The organism is Wolbachia endosymbiont of Protocalliphora sialia (assembly GCF_053891855.1).
This window is the reverse complement of the sequence record NZ_JAIUJX010000003.1, coordinates 1-20,164: the sequence shown is the minus strand read 5'-3', so window position 1 is coordinate 20,164 and position 20,164 is coordinate 1. Positions and strand designations below refer to the sequence as shown.

Annotated in this window: 18 protein-coding genes and 1 pseudogene; 6 read left to right on the top strand and 13 right to left on the bottom strand. The window is 34.7% G+C overall.

Going from position 1 to position 20,164, the window contains the following annotated elements; genetic code table 11:
• The first annotated feature begins 72 nt into the window (after positions 1-72).
• Positions 73-1,224, top strand: coding sequence for a DNA polymerase III subunit beta (gene dnaN, locus LB100_RS02175; protein WP_010407054.1), 1,152 nt, complete (start codon positions 73-75; stop codon positions 1,222-1,224).
• 1 nt (position 1,225) lies between these two features.
• Here the strand turns inward: dnaN and truA are convergent, their stop codons facing one another.
• Positions 1,226-1,963 carry a tRNA pseudouridine(38-40) synthase TruA gene (gene truA, locus LB100_RS02170; RefSeq protein ID WP_456201267.1) on the bottom strand — a complete coding sequence of 246 codons (738 nt, stop codon included), beginning with the start codon at positions 1,961-1,963 and terminating at the stop codon, positions 1,226-1,228.
• Positions 1,964-2,077: 114 nt separating this feature from the next.
• On the opposite strand from truA, the gene recA reads away from it, so the two are divergent.
• Together recA and LB100_RS02160 are read left to right on the top strand one after the other, a co-directional pair.
• Complete coding sequence (gene recA, locus LB100_RS02165; RefSeq protein WP_264719839.1) at positions 2,078-3,145, top strand: recombinase RecA; 1,068 nt, start codon at positions 2,078-2,080, stop codon at positions 3,143-3,145.
• A gap of 266 nt (positions 3,146-3,411) precedes the next feature.
• A pseudogene (locus LB100_RS02160) lies at positions 3,412-4,368 on the top strand (IS256 family transposase).
• A gap of 92 nt (positions 4,369-4,460) precedes the next feature.
• Here LB100_RS02160 and carB read toward each other — a convergent pair.
• The 3 genes from carB to LB100_RS02145 all read right to left on the bottom strand — a co-directional run bounded on the left by carB (position 4,461) and on the right by LB100_RS02145 (position 9,371).
• Positions 4,461-7,688, bottom strand: coding sequence for a carbamoyl-phosphate synthase large subunit (gene carB / locus LB100_RS02155; protein ID WP_456201265.1), 3,228 nt, complete (start codon positions 7,686-7,688; stop codon positions 4,461-4,463).
• A gap of 116 nt (positions 7,689-7,804) precedes the next feature.
• Positions 7,805-8,569: an SDR family NAD(P)-dependent oxidoreductase gene (locus LB100_RS02150; protein ID WP_264719731.1), complete on the bottom strand. Its 765-nt coding sequence runs from the start codon at positions 8,567-8,569 to the stop codon at positions 7,805-7,807.
• On the bottom strand, positions 8,556-9,371 hold the full coding sequence (locus LB100_RS02145) for a YihY/virulence factor BrkB family protein (RefSeq protein ID WP_456201263.1): 816 nt from the start codon (positions 9,369-9,371) through the stop codon (positions 8,556-8,558). The genes LB100_RS02150 and LB100_RS02145 overlap by 14 nt, the downstream gene beginning before the upstream one ends.
• Positions 9,372-9,499: 128 nt before the next feature.
• Between LB100_RS02145 and LB100_RS02140 the strand changes: the two genes are divergently transcribed.
• On the top strand, positions 9,500-9,838 hold the full coding sequence (locus LB100_RS02140) for a TrbC/VirB2 family protein (protein ID WP_456201261.1): 339 nt from the start codon (positions 9,500-9,502) through the stop codon (positions 9,836-9,838).
• Positions 9,839-10,134: 296 nt separating this feature from the next.
• Here LB100_RS02140 and LB100_RS02135 read toward each other — a convergent pair whose 3' ends face one another.
• Together LB100_RS02135 and LB100_RS02130 are read right to left on the bottom strand one after the other, a co-directional pair.
• Complete coding sequence (locus LB100_RS02135) at positions 10,135-11,583, bottom strand: hypothetical protein (protein ID WP_456201260.1); 1,449 nt, start codon at positions 11,581-11,583, stop codon at positions 10,135-10,137.
• A 28-nt stretch (positions 11,584-11,611) separates the two neighbouring features.
• Complete coding sequence (locus tag LB100_RS02130; RefSeq protein ID WP_456201258.1) at positions 11,612-11,794, bottom strand: hypothetical protein; 183 nt, start codon at positions 11,792-11,794, stop codon at positions 11,612-11,614.
• A gap of 139 nt (positions 11,795-11,933) precedes the next feature.
• On the opposite strand from LB100_RS02130, the gene LB100_RS02125 reads away from it, so the two are divergent.
• Positions 11,934-12,074 carry a hypothetical protein gene (locus LB100_RS02125; RefSeq protein WP_456201257.1) on the top strand — a complete coding sequence of 47 codons (141 nt, stop codon included), beginning with the start codon at positions 11,934-11,936 and terminating at the stop codon, positions 12,072-12,074.
• A gap of 18 nt (positions 12,075-12,092) precedes the next feature.
• On the opposite strand, the gene LB100_RS02120 is transcribed toward LB100_RS02125, so the two are convergent.
• From LB100_RS02120 to LB100_RS02090, 7 genes are all read right to left on the bottom strand, one after another.
• The gene (locus LB100_RS02120) at positions 12,093-13,325 is read right to left on the bottom strand and encodes a hypothetical protein (protein WP_456201255.1); all 1,233 of its coding nucleotides are present in this window, start codon (positions 13,323-13,325) and stop codon (positions 12,093-12,095) included.
• A 152-nt stretch (positions 13,326-13,477) separates the two neighbouring features.
• A complete protein-coding gene (locus tag LB100_RS02115) occupies positions 13,478-14,824 on the bottom strand; it encodes an IS110 family RNA-guided transposase (RefSeq protein ID WP_456201253.1) in 1,347 nt (448 codons plus the stop codon).
• Positions 14,825-15,141: 317 nt separating this feature from the next.
• Positions 15,142-15,744, bottom strand: coding sequence for a P44/Msp2 family outer membrane protein (locus LB100_RS02110; RefSeq protein WP_456201251.1), 603 nt, complete (start codon positions 15,742-15,744; stop codon positions 15,142-15,144).
• 144 nt (positions 15,745-15,888) lie between these two features.
• Complete coding sequence (locus LB100_RS02105; RefSeq protein WP_456201250.1) at positions 15,889-16,023, bottom strand: hypothetical protein; 135 nt, start codon at positions 16,021-16,023, stop codon at positions 15,889-15,891.
• A gap of 20 nt (positions 16,024-16,043) precedes the next feature.
• On the bottom strand, positions 16,044-16,274 hold the full coding sequence (locus LB100_RS02100) for a hypothetical protein (protein WP_264719848.1): 231 nt from the start codon (positions 16,272-16,274) through the stop codon (positions 16,044-16,046).
• Positions 16,275-16,384: 110 nt separating this feature from the next.
• Complete coding sequence (locus LB100_RS02095; RefSeq protein WP_456201249.1) at positions 16,385-17,122, bottom strand: WD_0702 family putative metalloprotease; 738 nt, start codon at positions 17,120-17,122, stop codon at positions 16,385-16,387.
• A 177-nt stretch (positions 17,123-17,299) separates the two neighbouring features.
• Positions 17,300-18,727 (bottom strand): sensor histidine kinase, encoded by a 1,428-nt coding sequence (locus LB100_RS02090; protein WP_264336295.1) that lies wholly within the window; start codon positions 18,725-18,727, stop codon positions 17,300-17,302.
• A gap of 64 nt (positions 18,728-18,791) precedes the next feature.
• Here LB100_RS02090 and LB100_RS02085 point away from each other — a divergent pair, with 64 nt between their 5' ends.
• Positions 18,792-19,961: an aspartate aminotransferase family protein gene (locus LB100_RS02085; protein ID WP_264719851.1), complete on the top strand. Its 1,170-nt coding sequence runs from the start codon at positions 18,792-18,794 to the stop codon at positions 19,959-19,961.
• The last annotated feature ends 203 nt before the right edge of the window (positions 19,962-20,164 follow it).

Here is a 20,164-nt window from a genome sequence, read left to right as displayed (position 1 = left end):
CTCAGACAAAAATATGGATATCACTTTACATAGAATATGAATATCATTTAAAATATATTTTTGAGAATTAATATGTCAAAAATTGTAGATATAGGAATCAAAGAACAAAGTTCTGTGTGTGAACAAATGCGTTTTAGTGTAAGTCGTGCAAGCCTTTTAAATACGCTATCCAGGGTAAGTGGAGTGGTTGAAAGGCGCAACGCGATAGATGTTTTAGCGTGTATAAATATCAAAGCACAACATGGCAGCATAAAATTGAAGGCTACTGATCTTGACATTTCAATATTTGCCTCACTTACTGCAAATGTATCAGCAGAAGGAGAAGTGAAAATCTCAGCACATACTTTACATGACATAGTGAAAAAATTGCCAACTAATTTGGATGTCAATTTCGAAATGAATAATCAAGGAAAATTATTGATATCCTGTGGAAATGCAAATTTTTCTTTACCGAACGTAGTTTCAAATAACTTCCCTGTTCTTGAAGAAGGTGATCATCAATACGATTTCACTCTACTAAGTGCAGATTTGGTAGACTTGTTGACTAAAACGAAGTTTGCTGTGTCGCTGGATGATACAAGGTATAATTTAAACGGGATATATCTGCATACAGATGAGCAATTTCTGTACTGCGTTGCAACTGATGGCCACCGTTTATCATGTATAAAAAGGCCTAAACCTGAAGATATCAACGGAGAATTTGGGGTGATCATTCCACGTAAAACTATCATGGAACTGTTGAAAGTATTGGGTGATTGTAATGAGATAAATATAAAACTTTCAGATAGAAAAATCAAATTTACATGTGGTGAGTATATTCTAATATCAAAATTGATAGATGGGACTTTTCCAGATTACAAAGCTGTCATTCCAACGTCTCAAGATAAACAAATGATTGTTGAGAGTAGCAAACTTGCTAGTGTTATAGACCGAGTTTCCGTTGTTGTGTCCGATAAAATAAAATCAATTAAATTTTCATTGCAAGAGAATTTATTAACTCTACATTCAAATTCCCAAGAGTGCAGTGATGCGACTGAGTCTATAGAGGTGGATTACGATGGAGCTCTTATGGAAGTAGGATTTAATTCTCGTTATTTGCTTGATGCTTTATCTTGTATAAAAAACAAATGTAAGGTCAGCCTATCAGATGGTAATAGCGCTACAATTATCACTGATGAAGATGATCCAAGTGCACTATACATAGTGATGCCAATGAGGACTTAAGCTAGTAATCTATCTTTACTAAGTATAAGCCGTGAGGCGGCGCAGTGACCCCAGCGGCGTTTCTTTTGCATTGACTTAATATATTTAACATTTCTTGTGGATTAGTTCTATTTTTTCCAAATTCAACTAAAATGCCAACAATAATCCTCACTTGGTTATGCAAAAAGGAAATCGCAGATATTTTGATGTATATGTGACTTCCATTTTGTACTATATCAATATCATCGATTGTTCTGACCGGATTTGTAGCTTGACAATCTTTTGAGCGGAAGCTTGAAAGATTATGTTTTCCAAGCAGGTGTCTAGCAGCTTCACGCATGATGTTTACGTCAAGTGGGTTAAATACTTGCCACACATAACCGATTTCCAGAGCTGCAGGAGCGTAGCGATTAATTATTCTATATTCATAATATCTTTTTTTTGCTGAAAATCGCGCATGAAATGCATCATCTACGGCTTCTGCACTAAGCACAACTATAGGAATCGCTTTTAAGTGATAGTTTATTCCATTTCTTATTCTGTAAAGCTCAAATTGCCTTTCCATATTGAAATGAGCAACTTGCCCTAAAGCATGAACCCCTGTGTCAGTTCTGCCACCACAATGCAAAGAGACTCTCTCGCCACTGAAATTAAATATAGCGTTTTCTATGGTTTCCTGAATTGAGTTAGCAGAGTGTTGTTGCTTTTGCCAGCCAGAGAAACCACTACCATTGTATTCTATCGTTATTTTGTATCGCACTACAAAGTCTATCTATCTAATTTTAGGTAACTAACGTTCTTCGTTATTAAAAAACCCTTGGCAGATTGGTTGCGTTCAATTACCATGGAGACTATACAAGTTAATAAATGATCCATGGCACATAATCCAGAAGAAAGAAATAATGATAAGCAAAAAGCACTAGATAATGCAATAAGTCAAATTGAAAAAGCATTCGGTAAAGGTGCAATAATGAAGCTAAAGCAAAACCCTGTAGAAAAAATAGACACGATATCTACAGGGTCGATTGCACTTGATTCAGCTCTGGGTGTTGGGGGATTGCCAAAAGGACGTATAATTGAGATATTTGGCCCTGAGAGTTCTGGTAAAACTACCCTTGCTTTGCATGTAATTGCTGAAGCACAGAAAAAAGGAGGTTTATGTGCATTTATCGATGCGGAGCACGCACTGGATGTTATATATGCTCGTAAACTTGGAGTAAACACCGATGATTTAGTGATTTCACAACCAGACACTGGAGAACAAGCGTTGCATATTGTTGAGTATTTAGTATGTTCTGGTGCAGTTGATGTAATAGTTATTGACTCTGTTGCAGCACTAACTCCAAGAGCTGAAATTGAAGGAGATATGGGCGACCAGCACATGGGACTACAAGCAAGACTTCTAAGTCATGGGCTACGAAAGCTCACCTCTGCAGTTTCAAAAGCAAACTGTATATTGATATTTATTAACCAAATTCGTATGAAAATAGGAGTAGTATATGGAAATCCTGAAACTACCACCGGTGGGAATGCGTTAAAATTCTATACTTCTATAAGACTTGATATAAGAAAAATTGGTGCAATAAAGGATAAAGAGAATATTACGGGTAATGAAACGAGAGTTAAAGTTGTAAAAAATAAAGTCGCTCCTCCATTTAGAGAGGCAAAATTTGATATAATGTATAATGAAGGCATATCAAAACTTGGGGAAATAATAGATATAGGAGCAAAACTTGGTGTCCTTGAAAAGGCAGGCGCTTATTATTCATATAACAATACGCGTCTTGGCCAAGGAAGAGAAAATGTAAAAAGTTACCTCAAGGCAAACAAAGAAATTGCAAATGAAATAGAAACAAAAATCAGAGATTTATTTAAAAATCACGATAACTCTATTGCAATAGAAGAGGAGCGTGAACAACTTCTAGAAGAATCAGTATTCTAATCTAGAGCAGCAGAATAGCAAAATAAGATAGACAAAAACATAGGAACAAATGGTGTCATGAAAGTAGATGATACTAAAGAGGCTATTTGAATAGAAAGAAATAGGTGTCATGCCAGTGCCTAGACACTGGCATCTACCGTCTTAAACATTAAGATAAAAATTATTATTTTTTATCATACCATTTAAACAAATGATGGGGAACGTTCAAAAAACTGCGTCAAAGCGAGAAGTAAAAATAAAATAGAAACAAAAAATGGAGATTTGACATGAGTCAAGTAAATGGAACTACTGGATTGGTAGACTATAAAGAATTAGAAACAAATATTCTATCATCTATACGGGACCATTGATGGGGAGAGATGGTAACAAGGCTACTGGAAGCGAGTCTGGAAGGTACCATTTACCCACTGAAAGAGAAGAGACGGAAAAAACTTTGAGGACAAATATTTGAACTTTTGACACCAAGAGATAGAGAGCGAACCACAGATAGTGAAAAAAAAGGTAAACAACTGAACTTGAGGCAAAAAATATCTGCAGCAGAGATATCTGGAATTACAGATAAATTACTACCTATAATCAATGAATGGTGTAGTCGTCCACTACAATCAATATATCCGATAGTATTCATGATTTTTTAAGGTGAAAGAAGACGGTTGTTGTGTAAGTAAGTGCATGTATAACATATTGGGTATAGATCAAGAAGGCAAAAAGGATGTATTGGGTTTTTATTTGGCTGAAAGAGAAGTTCTGGTTGGGGGTATTAAATGAGCTAAAAGAAAGAGGAGTAGAGGATATTCTAATAGCTTGTATTAAAAAGTTTTCCTGCTGCTATAAATAGCTAAAGCAGAAATGTATAGTACATCAGATAAGAAATTTACTGAAGCAGCAAAAACTTTCATAAGTGATCTGAAGAAAGTATATCAGGCTTCAAGCAGAGAAATTGCTGAAAATTATTTACTCGAGCTGATGGAGCGAAAAATATCCTTTGGTCATAAAATCGTGGCAAAACAATTGGGAAAATTTATTTTAAGTATTTCGGGCCAGTTAGGCGGCTCCACTAATCCTATCGAGGAGACATTTACTAAAACCAAAGGTTCATTTACCAGCTTGTACAAGTTGGTATATTGTGCTATAAGGAGGGTGGAGGAAAAGTGCTGTACATATTAACTATATCTCAGCTCAACATTTTCTTTCTCCACAGATTGAAAATTGAGTTGAACTAAAAATTCGCTTTGACGCAGTTTTTTGAACATTATCCCTTAGCTTACAAGATCCTCATTTTGAAATAAGTAATAATTTATTATAGTCTTGATATTTAAACGTTTTGTATCTGCTGTAATGATTTCACTTCCAATTTGCTATTCTTTACATATTGAATTGCAAGCGCTAACGCTTTACTTCCAGAAGCTGTGGTGCTATAAGCTATATTTTGCAAAATAGCAGTTCTGCGAATATCTTTGCTGTCTGAGACTGACTTTACACCTTTTGAGGTATTGATCACTAGATTTATTTTTCCATCTTTGAGCATATCAACTATGTGGGGTCTGCCTTCTCTCACTTTATTTACAGCTTTTGCAGCAATGCCGTTATTGTTCAGATACGAAGCTGTGCCTTTGGTGGCATATATTTCAAAACTCAGTTCTTTCAACATTCGTGCAACAGGCAATATACACTCTTTATCATCATCTTTTACTGAAACCAGAGCTGCTCCTTCTGTTGGTAACTTGTATCCTGCAGCCATGTGCACTTTTGCAAGTGCAGCTTCGAAAGATAAGTCAATTCCCATCACTTCTCCTGTTGATTTCATTTCAGGACCAAGTAAAGTATCAACTCCTGCAAAGCGGATAAATGGAAAAACAGCAGCTTTAACTGCAAAATGATTGAAAGGCTTGTTTTCCTGATTCAAATTTTTACCCAAAATAACCTGAGTGGCAAGCTTTGCAACAGGAATGTTGATTACCTTGGAAATGAAAGGAACTGTACGGCTAGCCCTTAAATTCACTTCAAGTATGTATACATCACTCTCTTGAACAGCAAACTGAATGTTTATCAGACCTTTCACTTTTAATGCTAATGCTATTCTTTCAGTTTGGAGCTCGATCTCTTTTATTACTTCGTCACTCAATGTATTTGTCGGTATTGAGCATGTTGAATCGCCAGAGTGGATACCAGCTTCTTCAATGTGCTCCATGACCGCTGCAATGAAAACTTTTTTCCCATCACATACAGCATCAACGTCAACCTCAACTGCATTGACTAAAAATTTATCAAGAAGCAGCGATCCGTGTTCAAAAATTTTGGTTTGATTCAAGACATACTCTTTAAAGCTCTGAGTATCGTGTCTAATCGACATAGACTGACCGCCGAGGACATATGATGGCCTGACTACTAGTGGAAACCCCACCTTTTCTGCGTTGGTTAACGCTTCTTCTACTGAATGGCAGATAGAATTTTCAGGTTGTTTTAAATTAAGTTGCAAAGCAAGATTTTTAAATCTCATGCGATCTTCTGCAAGGTCAATAGAATCAAACGAAGTTCCCAGAATTTTGAAACCTCTCTCGTTAAGCACTTTGGCTAACTTTAAAGGCGTTTGCCCGCCGATTTGAACTATTACACCAACCAGTGTGCCATTTTCTTGCTCTTTGCTTAGTATTTCAAGCACATCCTCTGCAATCAGTGGGGCGAAATATAAACGATCAGCGGTATCGTAGTCAGTTGAGACGGTTTCTGGATTACAGTTAATCATTATTGTTTCATATCCCATTTCTTTGGCGGCAGAAGCTGCATGTACGCATGCATAATCAAACTCAATACCCTGACCAATGCGGTTTGGACCACTTCCTAAAATGACAACTTTTTTTCGATCCGAAATATTCGCCTCACATTCCGTTTTATTTTCAACATCACCCTCATAGCAGCCATACATATAAGCAGTGCTCGATTCAAATTCAGCTGCACAGGTGTCTACACGTTTATAAACTTGTTTAGTACCAAACCTTTTCCTTATTGCTTCAATTTGCTCTACTTTCTTATTGCTTAACTTTACCAACCTTGCATCTGAAAATCCCATTTTTTTCAGCTCTAACATTTCATATGCAGTTCCAGGAAGGCCATTTTCCTTGATTTTTTGTTCAGCTAATATAATTTGCTGTATATTCTGCAAAAACCATAAGTCATATCCTGTAATCGAATTTATTTCTTCTATGCTAATTCCGTGGCGCATTGCGTCAGCAGCAATCAGTAATCTGTTTGGCAGCAATTTTGCTAATTGAGATCTGATGTGATCAATATCAGTATTTTCAGGAAATACTTCATCAAGTCCTGTAAGATCAGTTTCAAGTGAACGAAAAGCTTTCTGCAGTGACTCATTAAAAGTGCGGCCGATCGACATTACTTCCCCCACTGATTTCATGGAAGTTGATAGTTCACAATTCGTCCCCTTAAATTTCTCAAACTCAAATCGAGGAATTTTAGTGACGATGTAATCAATCGCTGGTTCAAATGCAGCAGGTATAACTGGAGCGCAATCATTACGTATCTCATCGAGTGAATAGCCGATAGCAAGTTTAGTTACAACTTTTGCAATAGGATAACCTGTTGCTTTTGAAGCAAGTGCAGAAGAGCGAGAAACCCTTGGATTCATTTCAATCACAACGAGGCTTCCATCTTCTTTAGGATTCACTGCAAACTGCACATTTGCACCACCGGCGCTAACATCAATTTCCCTCAGCACTGCTATAGATGCATTTCTCATTTGTTGATATTCAGCATCACGCAGAGTCAAAGCAGGAGCAACTGTGATACTATCTCCGGTGTGCACTCCCATTGGATCAACATTTTCTATTGAACACACTATTATACAGTTATCCTTGCAGTCACGGATAACTTCCATTTCATATTCCTTCCAGCCGATAATTGATTCATCTATCTGAACTTCATTTATTGGTGAAATTTTGAGAGCACTTTCTGCAATATTGAAAAACTCCTCTTTATTGTATGCTATGCCGCTACCTGCGCCACCAAGAGTGAATGATGAACGGATGATTGCTGGTAATCCAATGTAATCCAAAGCCTTTTTTATTTGTTCTTGATTTTTTATAATGATACTTTTGGGGTATTTTAGACCTATTTTATCCATGGATTGGCGAAATAATTCTCTATCTTCCGCTTTTTTTATTGCTTCTCTATTTACTCCTATTAATTCTACGTTGTATTTGTCTAACACTCCATCATCTGCAAGTTTTATTGCACAATTAAGTGCTGTTTGCCCTCCCATTGTTGGTAATATTGCGTCTGGCCTCTCCTTAATTATAATTTTCTCTATGATTTCAGGTAGCACCGGCTCAATATAAGTTGCATCAGAGAATTCAGGATCTGTCATTATAGTTGCGGGGTTGGAGTTAACTAAAATGACTTTATAACCTTCACTTTTTAATACTTTACAGCTTTGCGTTCCAGAATAATCAAACTCGCATGCCTGACCTATAACTATTGGGCCTGCTCCTATTACTAATATAGATTCTATATCTGTGCGTTTTGGCATAATTACAATAATAGTCTCGACTCAAATAATGTTACCAATCTTTCCTGTATATGTGAATTTTTATTAAACCTAACTACCTTTAGGCTTAACGGTATCTTTGCAGATACTATGGTAATTTACTCGGGAGATTTGCTAAGTGGTAAGATTTGTCCTGATATGCTACAATCTTCAGAAGCAAGTTCTACAAATTTGTCTGTCAGTTTATCAGGTGGCACCAATTCAGATATATCTTTTCCCGAAAATGCTTGCTTATACATTTCACTATCGATAGGCCCTTCCGAATACACGGCATTTATGCATAAGTTCGTATGTTTTGTCTCAGATGCATATATCTTCACCATTGCTTCTAGTGCAGCCTTACTTGCAGCATATGGTACCCAATATGGATAAGAGGAAGGAGAAAGTGTTATCTCTGAGGTCATGAATATCGCTCTTCCAGCATTAGACTTTTTTAGTATTGGACCCAAATTTTTTAGCAAGTACCAACTGGCAGTAAAATTTGTATTCATTACGTTCTGTAGATCTTCAAGCTCACAATCATGAACAGAGCTCAACTTACCTAAAATTTCAGTGCATGCAATCAGTATATCAAGTGTTCCAGATTCTGATAATTTCAGGCTTTCTATCATGTTTGGCAGTACTTTTACGCTCTCAAAATCCAAAAGATCAAGCTGAATTAGTTTCACAGAGCCTTCTTTCAGCTCTTCAATTTCGTTATACAATGGCTTGAGATTATCAAGAGATCTGGAAATCAGAATTACACATGCACCTTCTTTTACAAATCTTTTTGCAACAGAAGAGCCTATTCCACCTGAAGCTCCGGTAATTAAAGCTATTTTACCTTCTAAGTCACCCATTTCTTTCTCCTTAGCAAGATCCATTGAAATATTTTAGCTGAAAATTAAATTTTGCTCCATATATAAAAATCAAACTTAGCACATAAAAAAATAGTAACGATACTATCACACCACCTAAACTTCCATATATCAAATTCAGTTGGTCAAAGGAAGCTTTTAAGTATTGCTTGAAAGCTGAAGCAGAGATCGTCCAAAGAATAACAGCTACACAAGATCCGGGAAATACGTCTGATAAGTTTTGTTTTATGTTTGGCAATGTAAAATATAGCCAAGATACTATAGTAAAAAGCACAAACTCAATAAGTAAATATCTAGTATAACTTAGCCCTTGGTAAGAAAAATCAATTAACATTGGCACTAATGTAAAAAATACGATAGTCAGAGTTGTAACAAGCGTAATTACTAAAAATTGTAATATACTGAGCACCCTTCTCCATATATAAGGCGATGAAACCGGAACTTTATAGGCCTTATTGAGTATTGTTCTAAATCCTTCAATTGTAGATGAGGCAGTCCAAACAGCGCCTACAATTGCCAAGGTTAATAAGCTTTGCGGAGGGCCTGATATTATCTCCCTAATACGTGGCATCAAAGATGATAAAATATCCTGTGGCATGTTATCAATAATAAATGCCCAGCCGACATTGTATTGATCTAAGAAATTTGCGAACGTTGATGCCATGGCTATTAAAACAATAAGAAAAGGAAATATTGATAACAGGATTAAAAATGATAGATACCCTGCGTGCTCCACTCCATCATTATAAATTGTGTCAATTAAAGCACGATAAAGGCAATAAACGATACTATAAAATTTCTGTAGCACTTGTAATATAAATAAACTAAGAAAAGTATTCTAAATGAAATAAAGCATACTTTTAAGCAAAAAATCCTCACCGTTTACTTAAATTTAATCAAAATGATAGATAATCCAGCGTTAAATACGGAGGCATAATGAAAAACTTTCTTCTACTTGTAGCTTTAATTCTTTCCTTTGCGTTTGATGTACATGCTGATGAAACATCAGAAGTGATATGTAAAATAGTGAGCTATACTCACAGTTTGGGTGGACCAATGATCACGATAGTGATAATAGGTGCAGCATTGCTTGCAATATTTGGCAGAATGCCGTGGCCAGCACTTTTTGCACTTGGTGCATTTACTGCTGTGTTTTTTGGTGCTCCTGCAGTTGTGAAAGCAATAACAGGAAAAGATGCATGTACAACTAGTAGTACAACCCCAACTTGCTCTGGTGGTCAAACATGGGATGCAGCATCAAAGGGATGCCGCTAGGCACTAAAATTTCAGAAAAACATTAGCAAATGGTGCTTCTTAAAGAAGCACCATCATTGCACGAACTTGTGATTTAAGAGCAATTTTTGCCATTAGGGGTGTTATTTGAGTAGCTCCTTTTCTGTCATTTCAGTAACTGACATTGATTCCTTTATGATGTTGTCATCCCAGTGTCACGCACTGGAATGACGAAACTACTTTAATGACAAGAAAGAAAGCACTGGTCTCACATACATCTAAACGGATACATAAACTTTCATTCACAATTAGTCCTCAAATAGTCTAATTTTCTTTATCTATAAAATACAGCAACTTGTGTTTTTACCAACTGATGTACGCTTTTTTGTAGAACACTGTTCAGATTGTAATACAGATGGTTGGTCAAGTATTGGTTTGGGCTTATCATTAAAAGAAGATCGTGCTGAAGAAACGCCAAGGCCACTATCTTTACTCGAAGCATCATCCCCACCTTTATCTTCACCACAGTAGTCGGGTCTAAGAAACTTTCTTGAGTTTCCAGCACGTATAACTGAATTCTTAGCTGAACCACCAAAACCACTATCTACAGTTGGTCCATCCGTCCCTACTTTTTCTTCAAGAGTTTGTGGTTTCATAGCTGGCACACGCGCAGGATCAATGGATAGCTTATGATCTTTGTTGATTACAGAGCTCTCTATGATCTTATCCATCACACAATAAGCAATGTCTGGGTTAAAAAAGTCTATTGCATATATTCGTTTGGCACCATATGTTAGCAGACCTCTTTCTGCAATATCATTTTTTACATCACACAATACTTTTGTACCACCAAACATATTATTATTAATATGATCAACTTCCTCTTTACTTAAAAACTCTATGTAATTATTATCATTCACAATAGGAGCTAAAATTGAAAACTCATCTTTACTTTCTTTGTGGGAAATATGCCAAACAGAATCAATTGGTAGGTGCGGAAGTGCTTTACAAATTAAATCAACAATTGCAAACTTCAGAGTGTCATTCATTTCATCCTCGGTACTTGAAACTTCCAAATCACGACACTTCGAGGATGATTTATGCTTTGCTATGTCTTTAATGAGCTTAGGATTATCAAAAATGCTTTTCTTTAGATATACATAATTTCCTTTCTCTTCTAAAAAATCCTTAGTTTTTTTAGGACCATTTTCATAACCTTTTATTCTCGATGAGAGCAAATCTACAAAAGAACGTTGCAAATTTCCATCAACACACTCCGCACCATATAGATAAGATCCCTTATCAAAGACTTCATCAATTATATTATAATCTACATGATTTTCTATCTCCTCCTCTATATCATCTGATAGATCCTCACAACCTAGTTTCGATTTTTTGTTTTCTTTTTTTTGCTCTTTAATAAGATCTGTTGTAAATCGCGCAAGTTCATTAGCTAGCAAAAACTTTAGATTAGAAACCACCTCTTTCCTAATTGGCACCAAAAATTTATTATCTTCAGCCGATTTCCCTTGATCAAAGTTAAAAGGAAAAAACTTTGTATAAAAATTATCATCAAGAATACTTTCATCCGGACAAAATCTTTGTATTATTTTTTCTTTCATACTTTTCAAGTACTTTATGCGCTGATCAAGAGTCATATTATTATCAAATGAGATAACAATATGATCGTTCTTTACAGTAAAATTAGTAACAACAGCATTACTGAAACGAAGAATACTATTAAACGCTTTTACTAATTCTCGATTTATTTCACTTTTATTAGACATAACGCCACCTCTCTAATTAACAACATAATTATTTACTGCTACCCTGACTACTCTTACTACTACTGGATTGATTTTGCTTCATTCGCTCTTGTTCACGCTTAATTCTATCACTGAAGTTATCTATCCTCTTTAGATCAGGTAAATCTTTTTTATAAATCCTTGTTCTCCCTGAATCAGGTACTTTTTTATTTGGATCATTATTACCATGCATATCAACCTCTAAATTAAATTATTATGTAATCAGTATATTAAGAATCAATTATCAGCACAAGCAGTTTTTTAACATAAATTTTGTTCACCATTTTTATACTCCTGGATCCCAGTGTCAAGTATACAACTATACGAACATTGTGACAATTTCCGTAGCAAATGGTGTCAGCTACTTGCATGACAGGAAAATAGGCTACTTGAATGACAAGAGAGAGCTACTTGTCCGCCATGTCATTCCAGCACTTGATGCTGGAATCCAGATAAAAACCAGTCTGGAATGACAAAAAGAGAGAGAACCTTTACACACCTCTTCCTTTGCTAACTGAAGAAGCATGGTTTTCAACTCTTACATCATCAGTTAATCCTCCTGGTAATTCCACAGTAGCATTAGACTTTTGCTGATCACCAAGCTTTCTCTTGCAGGAAGATTTATTTAGCTTTTCTCTCTTTGTTGTCCTTGTATTATCACCACACTTTTGTCTTTTAATTCTCCTGTATTGCTTTTGGTGTGGAGCAGGTGGACAGACAGCTAATTTTGGTTTTTCAGTTTTCTCTTCTTTTGCTTCTTTCTTTTCTTTATTCATTTTCTCCAGTTTTTGTACTTCACTATCTTTGTCACTTATAACAGGTTTAGGTAGAGTGTCTACTAATTTTTCTATAGGCTTTGGTAAAATAGCACGTTCTTGCTTGTCTAGAACAATTGGCATTGGAACTTGAGATGAAAAATTAAAGAGGTGAACTGGCGCAACTTCATTCACTTTTGTTTCTATTTCTTGACGAACTTCTTTTAATTCTGTTTTTTCTGCTTTTTTATCTCTTTTTTCTTCAGTGACATCTTGCTCTACTACTGCTGCTAAATCAACTGCAAAAATTTCTGCAAACATTGCAATGACTGAACCCACTAGAAAAGTTTGCAGCTTCAATTTTAAATTTTGCAACGCTTGCAAACGTTCGAGTATTGCTATTTCCTCTTCCGGAGATAACCCACCACTGAGTAATTTCTCCTGCAATTCTTTTATCTCTTTGTCTAGCCTTTTATCCCAACTTAAATCTTTTTTGAAGATCTTTTTAACTAATTCCTTAAGCTTATCACGCAAAAACTTAATTATCGAAAGAAGCAGATTTTTCTCTTTCTTCTCCTTGAGCATTTTGTAGACTTTCGGATCTACATTTACTTCAAAAAGATTAAAGAGGGATTCAAAGAAATTTGCGAATACCCCTTGATTATTATCAGTAAAGTAATCCTCATTATCTTGTATCTGTAGCTCTACTTGAGATAATGTTTCATCAATGCAACTCGCAGCCTGACGCTCAAGCTCTATTCTCTTGAGCTCAGCTTTCCTAGCAAGCTCCTCCATGAATCCTTTTAATTCATTAAGCTTCTGCTCTGCAGAGAGATCTTGCTCCCTAATTCGACTAATGAAGATTGAGCTACCGTCCTCTTCGGTGTTATTGATTAAAAAATTTTCCATTGCTTTTTCTCCATTAATTAAATTACTGTTTCTATAATTGTTTAGAAAGCTTTTTACCATTTTATCTTAAGTCTATAAAACACAATAACTCAATCTTACAATATAAAGTATTTAATAAGTATTAATCTTAAAAAATATCAATAATTTATTGATATTTTTACATTTATACTACATACAGCCTATCATATATTACATAATCTTCTAACAAACTCCTAAGAACCTTTTTCATCTATCGGCTCCTCTTTCATTAGTATATAACCAAATTCCTTTGCTTTTTTAAGCAAATTTTTGACTACTCTCTCTTTGTAAAGTGTTTCATAATAGTTCATTCCTTTCTCTACATATTCTTGTCCATATTTCAACATTTGATAAAAGATACATGCTAATTTCCTTGCTGTCGCAGTTATTGCTTTTGGTGCTCCTAGCCTTTTTTTCAGCCTTCTACTATATGCACCTATTGCACTTTTGCTTCTCAACACACAATGGGCAGCCATTCGAAATGCATTCGCAGCGCGGTTAATAACTTTACGAGTTCCTGTTCCAACAATTTTTCCTCCTGTAATTTTATTAGCAGGGCTTAATCCAAGCCAGGAAGAAAAATGTTTTTCTGTTGGCCATTTATTATGATTTATACCTGTTTCCGAAATGATAGTTTGTACACTTAATACATCAAATCCCGGGACTTTAGTAAAATCTATCCCGGTTATTCGATTTAAATCCTCATCCGCAGCAAAATCTGGACCATTCTTCTGCTTCCGCTTTCGTATTTTATTCAACATCCTGTTCTCATTTGACTTTGCCTCAAATGTTTTATAGTAACTCTCTATACTTTTATCACATTCCGTTATTTGCTCTTGAAAAAAAGTATATGCTGCATATTCTTGTTTTAGTGCAAACAAGTGTTCTTCTCTATAGTCTTCTGTTAATGCTTTTGCTATAGTAGGCTTGTCATTCTTCATGTTTGAATTTCTAAATTCAGCTAGTTTTTGGGGGTCTTTCTCTCCTTCAATTATTGCTTTAATAATTTTCATGCCTGTTAAACCGTTGATATCACTAATAACCTTATGCAATTGAATATTCATTTGAATTAGCGCTTTTTGCATACGTTGAGTATGTTTAGCTGCATTTTCAATTAGATTAGCACGTTGTCTAACGTAACTACGCAATACACACATTTGATTATCCGGTCTAAATGATCCTTGAAGCAGTCCATAGCTGTGCAATTGTTGCAGCCATTGACAATCCTGAACATCAGACTTTCTACCAGGCACATTTTTGACATGTCGCGCATTTACTAGTTTTACCTCAAATTTATATGATTCTAATATTTGAAATAAGGGAATCCAATATACTCCAGTTGACTCCATGGCCACAGTTCTAACCTGACACTTTTTTAACCACTTTGCTAAGTTGTGTAGATCTACTGTAAAGCACCCAAATTTTTGGATACGTTGTTCATCTCTTCCTTCAGGTACACATACATAATGTACAGTCGAGCCAATATCAATCCCTGATGCGTCAGGGTTTATTATTTTTAATTTACTTTTTGCTTCTGCCATATAAAATTCCTCCTATACTATTATGATAAGAAGCACTTCAGCTTGGGACGGTTAGGTTATACAATCTTCTAAACGAGGTAGTCCAGAAAGAACTCCATCAATGGCTTTACCGTTTCCCCCAAAACCATGCTTTCAAACGGGCATTTATAGCACCATTGATTGTTTCGGTTATAGCTGCAGAAGCGCTTCTTCGTAAAACTATATCCAAAAAACATAAAGTAAAGAGAAAGAGTTTCTTTTTGGTTTTACAGATTTCGTCTGTTCAGGCTTTTAATAAAAGTAAGTTTTTAAGTGGTAGGTACCTACCACTCAATGAACTAGATATAAAACCTGAATCCAATTTCTACTATATGAGAATGAGAATGATATCTATAATAATCTTGAAGCTGCTTTACCTTAGGAGTATTATTTAGCAAACCAAGAAATTTGTAACCAAAAGATATCTCAGTTGAACTACTTGAACGATAGCTTAAACCAAACTTTCCCTGATAAGCTTTTATGAAATCATCTTTCGTGTCAAAATTGATGAATCGTCTTAATTGGGCTAATCCTACACCAAAACCAATGTATGGAGTAAAAAGACTGCTATTATTAAAGTGATAGTAACCATTTGTCATTAGCATAAGAGTGGGGATGCCTTCGTCTCCACTCGTTGGAGTCATACTCTCAATCTCAATACTAAAATCTTCAAGTTTACAACCAGCAGAGGCACTTAATAATTTGTTCACTAAGTCATGAAAAGGATGAAGTTTTTGACCTACGGTCAAACCTACATAACACTCCTGTTTTTTTTCATTTTTATGCTCATTCTCACTGTTGCTTGCACTTTTTTCAAAAGCAAAAGATGCACTTGACACACAAATTAATAACAACATTACAATAGCTGTTTTTAATAATGATTTTTTACTTAATATGCTCATAATAAATATCCTTAATATATTATCCTATTAAGAGGATAGGATTAATAAATTATTAATGCAAGTAAATTTTTTAACTTTACTATTATTGCCTGCTTTACTGACTTGTAGCTACAGTAACATATTCTAAATTAGGTAGTGGTCTGCTTAAATCCTTCCGTTAGCAGCCCATTCTATAATGCTCTCTCGGGCAGATATCCTAATTTCTTCCTTTAGTGTTGTAACCAATCCCTGGGATTTTATTTCTTTCTCTTCTGATATTTCTTCCCCATTTGCACGCATTATTACCCTGATACACTTTGCTATGACAGAATTGTAAGATTTTGTACTTCCCTTCCCATCAGCACATCAATAAAATCATCAGACAATTTTACCTCTTCTATTCCTTTCAGCCCATTAGGAGATATTACTGGTTGTTTATATCGCCCTAGAACACAACCTACTGAACCTTTTAGCATATTTACTATAAGATCTCTAGTGCTTACCTCAGGTGGCAAGTCTATATTTGCATGCATCTCTTTATTATATCTCATCACTCGCATTGTAAAATGCTAGAATTACCTTATCAATGAAAATCACAATTCCACTGCTCATTAGTGGATTCACCTATAATGGTAAATGCAGAAGAACATCTAGCTATAATCTAATCACTGTCTCCAAATATAGAACCAATTCTTTTGCTCCCAGGAGAAAATTTATTAGTCCAGCTGCTTTGTACTTTGTTTATATCTTTAAAGGCCGTTTTGTTGCTATACTCCTTTACTTCTTTATCTATTCTCTCCATTATTTGTGGATCTAGATAGCTCTTTCTCCATTGGTTAGTAGCAAGAAATACTTTGTTTAAATCTTGAGTGCGAATTAGATATTCCTTGTCTTTAGGATAAACCTCCTGAGCCCAAGCGAATAGCTCAAAATAGCGTGCAAATAATTCGGATGCGCGTGATTTTGCAGTTCGATAAGCTTGTATCTCTTCAAATATAATTTGACCAATAATTTTTTGTACCAGAATATTTGACTGCTTCAAGTTCTGCTCAATATCCTGATAAACTTTATAGAGAAATTCTTGCTCTAAGCTTAAGTTCAGTTCATTTTCAACCATATGTGAAAGTTCATGTACTATGATGTAAGGATTTGACCTTCTTAGCACAATAACATACTTATTTAAACCAGAAGATCGAATTGTCTTACACACTCCCTCTTCCATATCCATTAATCCTTCTTGATATATTTCAAATGAGAGTCTATTTTGCTTTATTAGTGACAAAGTGAGGTTCAATGTATTTCTAAATTTCTCAAATTGATAGAGATATTCGACATATTGTATTACGTTTTCACCACTTCCTACTTGAGTTGCTTGTTTTATTAAGTTCCTGGTTAGCATGCTCCATTATTAAAGGAATTTTCTTTATACTCAAGAGTTATAAAGTATTTTTAGGAAGTATAGCTAAAGTAGTTTAAGTTCACTGACATCCCACTACTTGTTAGCAGTCAAGAGGTATCATGTCAGTATGACTTAGGAATGTACTAGATATAAAAGTGCAATATCAAATATATTCTACTAAAAATCAATCAGATCTTCACATGTTTGTTCTTCATAAAAGAAGTTCAATGTTATCGTAGTACCAAGCTTTGCTTCACTTTTAATGCTGAAAGTCCCACCCATTAACTCTACTAATTTCTTGCTTAGCGGTAATCCGATACCTGTACCTTCATTTCTATATCCTGAATCTGCTTGACCAAAAACGGACATAACTTTATATATGTCCTGCTGCATTATCCCTATTCCATTATCATGAAACTCAATAGTTAATAAATTTTTTTCTATATTCTCTTTAATAATCATTCTTATTAAACCACCTTGAGGAGTGAACTTGATTGCATTTGATAACAAATTTATTATAACTTGCTTCATTCTTTTGGGATCGGCGATAACTAATAATTGTTTATCAGATATCTCTTTCTTTAAACTAATCCCTGTTTCTTTTAGTTTAGGTGATAACATTTTTAAGCACGAATCTATTATCTTATTCAGATTAAACTTCACTTTCTCTACTGTTAAACTACTTGATTCAGCTTTAGAAAAATCGAGCACATCATTAATCAAAGCAAGTAAATGTGTACCAGCATTATATATATCGTCTACGTATTCCTTGTATTTAGAGTGATCTACCGAACCTAAAGTTTCATTTTTGATCAACTTTGCAAATCCAATAATAGCATTAAGAGGTGTACGCAACTCATGTGTAACACTTGCAAAAAATTTTATCTTATTTGCATTTTCTTGCTCTAATGCCTCTTTAACCCTTTGTAATTCAATATTAGTTTTATGCTGCTTGGCTAGCATTTGGGTATTGGAAAAGTGCAAATAAAGCATTATTAGTATTAAGATAACCAGTAATAAGCCCATTAATATTGAAAATAGACTATATACCATAATATAAGAGTCATTATAGCTTTGAATGATCTTCAAAAAAAATGAAGGCTTAATGTCATCTTCATGAAATATAGGGAAAGTAGAAGTTAATGTATTTCCTGTAGCGTAAAATATTTCTTGATTGCTTAGCAATTTATCAATTTCATCATTTGTAAGCAACTGCTCATAGTCATGACCTTGAGTATTAAAATTACTGAAAATTACTCTGGCATTTTGATCATACAGTATTAAGCTAAAATTTCTTACTTTGCTTACTGATTGTAACAATTCAGCACGCAATTTTACCAACTGGTTTATGTAATCAAAACTGTTATATTTAATATGATGTTTTTCTATTAGTAAATAATGATATTTTTTTATTATACTATTTTCCAATAGATCTTTTAAGTTTGCATTTGAATTACGGTAAAAAGAAAGAAAATTATTCTTTAATGAATAACTGCGGTATATTGTGCCCAATAAAACCACAAAAATTAATAAGAATAGCGAGATAATTTTTGTATATCTATTTGTTTTTAGTGTAGTAAAAATTAATTTACTTAATTTATACATATTCTTCTCATTGTGAAATAACATCTTTTATGGTATTAATAAAAAATTAGCATATCATACTTTTATGACAATTTCTCCTATCTTGCCAGTTTATTCTCCTGTTAACATAAATTTTTCTTATGGCAAAGGTATTTACTTGTATGATATCGATAATAAGCGCTATATAGATTTTCACTCTGGAATAGCTGTTAGCAGTTTAGGTCATGCCAACCCACGATTAACTGATGTCCTAAAATTACAAGGAGAAAAACTATGGCATATATCAAATACCTATAATATATCTACTACCAACAAATTTGCAGAAAATTTAATAAACAACAGCTTTGCTAATACTGTATTTTTTGCAAATTCTGGATCAGAAGCAGTGGAATGTGGACTTAAAATCGCTAGGGCCTATCAAAATGGAAAAGGTAATAAAAATCGCTATAGAATTCTAACATTTCATGGTGCATTTCATGGAAGGACATTTTTAACTTGTGCAACAAACGATAGACAGAAATTTTCTGAATTACTGAATCCTTATATTGACTGGTGTGATAACATAGAGCCCAATATTGAGAGTGTAAAGAAAGCAATTTCTAATGGCATAGGTGTTATATTAATAGAACCAATACAGGGACAAGGTGGTATTAAAGTAATGAGTGAAGTCTTCATGAAAGAGCTAAGAGAACTATGTAACGAAAACGACATACTGCTATTTTTTGATTGCGTTCAGTGCGGTGCTGGCAGGACAGGAAAGTTATTTGCATATGAACACATAGGAATTAAGCCTGACATATGTGCTCTTGCAAAAGGAATAGGAGGAGGTTTCCCTCTGGGGGCTTGTCTTGCAACTGAAAAGGTTGCTAAGTACATGGCGGTCGGTATGCATGGTTCTACTTTTGGTGGTAATCCACTTGCAACTTCAGTAGGTAATGCTGTATTGGATGAATTGCTCAGCCCTGGCTTCTTAGAAAATGTTGAAGTTAGAGGTAAGTCTTTAAAAAACAAACTAGAGGACTTAGCAAGCAAGTTTCCAATGATAGAAGAAGTGAGAGGAAAAGGGTTGATGCTAGGAATAAAAGTAAAAATGAATAACCAAAAATTTGCAGAAGAGCTAAGTCACCGTGGTTTACTCACTGTTGGAGTAACATCAGATAACGTTGTAAGAATCTTGCCTCCACTCATTATCACTGAAAAAGAGATTGATGAAGGCATTGAAATCCTCACTCAGTATTTATCTGAAAAGTTCTAGTTAAAAACTAAACCTTCCTGCTCACTAGTTGTTGGCTGTATCAAAATTGCAGATAAAGCAGTAGCTACAACTTTATCAGCTACTTCATTTGTACACTTTGCCTTTTCCTGTTCTCTTATCAGTGTAAGCTCATTTATATCACTTAGTGAGTCAAATTTTATAATGCACCCATTTGTCTAGACCATTTTTTTCAAAGTGATCCG

What these genes read in the sequence shown, in the direction of transcription:
- dnaN (WP_010407054.1), top strand. Translation starts at nt 73, where the DNA reads ATGTCAAAAATTGTAGATATAGGAATCAAAGAACAAAGTTCTGTGTGT.
- recA (WP_264719839.1), top strand. Translation starts at nt 2,078, where the DNA reads ATGGCACATAATCCAGAAGAAAGAAATAATGATAAGCAAAAAGCACTA.
- carB (WP_456201265.1), bottom strand. Translation starts at nt 7,688, where the DNA reads ATGCCAAAACGCACAGATATAGAATCTATATTAGTAATAGGAGCAGGC.
- LB100_RS02150 (WP_264719731.1), bottom strand. Translation starts at nt 8,569, where the DNA reads ATGGATCTTGCTAAGGAGAAAGAAATGGGTGACTTAGAAGGTAAAATA.
- LB100_RS02140 (WP_456201261.1), top strand. Translation starts at nt 9,500, where the DNA reads ATGAAAAACTTTCTTCTACTTGTAGCTTTAATTCTTTCCTTTGCGTTT.
- LB100_RS02135 (WP_456201260.1), bottom strand. Translation starts at nt 11,583, where the DNA reads ATGTCTAATAAAAGTGAAATAAATCGAGAATTAGTAAAAGCGTTTAAT.
- LB100_RS02130 (WP_456201258.1), bottom strand. Translation starts at nt 11,794, where the DNA reads ATGCATGGTAATAATGATCCAAATAAAAAAGTACCTGATTCAGGGAGA.
- LB100_RS02120 (WP_456201255.1), bottom strand. Translation starts at nt 13,325, where the DNA reads ATGGTAAAAAGCTTTCTAAACAATTATAGAAACAGTAATTTAATTAAT.
- LB100_RS02115 (WP_456201253.1), bottom strand. Translation starts at nt 14,824, where the DNA reads ATGGCAGAAGCAAAAAGTAAATTAAAAATAATAAACCCTGACGCATCA.
- LB100_RS02110 (WP_456201251.1), bottom strand. Translation starts at nt 15,744, where the DNA reads ATGAGCATATTAAGTAAAAAATCATTATTAAAAACAGCTATTGTAATG.
- LB100_RS02105 (WP_456201250.1), bottom strand. Translation starts at nt 16,023, where the DNA reads ATGCGTGCAAATGGGGAAGAAATATCAGAAGAGAAAGAAATAAAATCC.
- LB100_RS02100 (WP_264719848.1), bottom strand. Translation starts at nt 16,274, where the DNA reads ATGAGATATAATAAAGAGATGCATGCAAATATAGACTTGCCACCTGAG.
- LB100_RS02095 (WP_456201249.1), bottom strand. Translation starts at nt 17,122, where the DNA reads ATGCTAACCAGGAACTTAATAAAACAAGCAACTCAAGTAGGAAGTGGT.
- LB100_RS02090 (WP_264336295.1), bottom strand. Translation starts at nt 18,727, where the DNA reads ATGTATAAATTAAGTAAATTAATTTTTACTACACTAAAAACAAATAGA.
- LB100_RS02085 (WP_264719851.1), top strand. Translation starts at nt 18,792, where the DNA reads ATGACAATTTCTCCTATCTTGCCAGTTTATTCTCCTGTTAACATAAAT.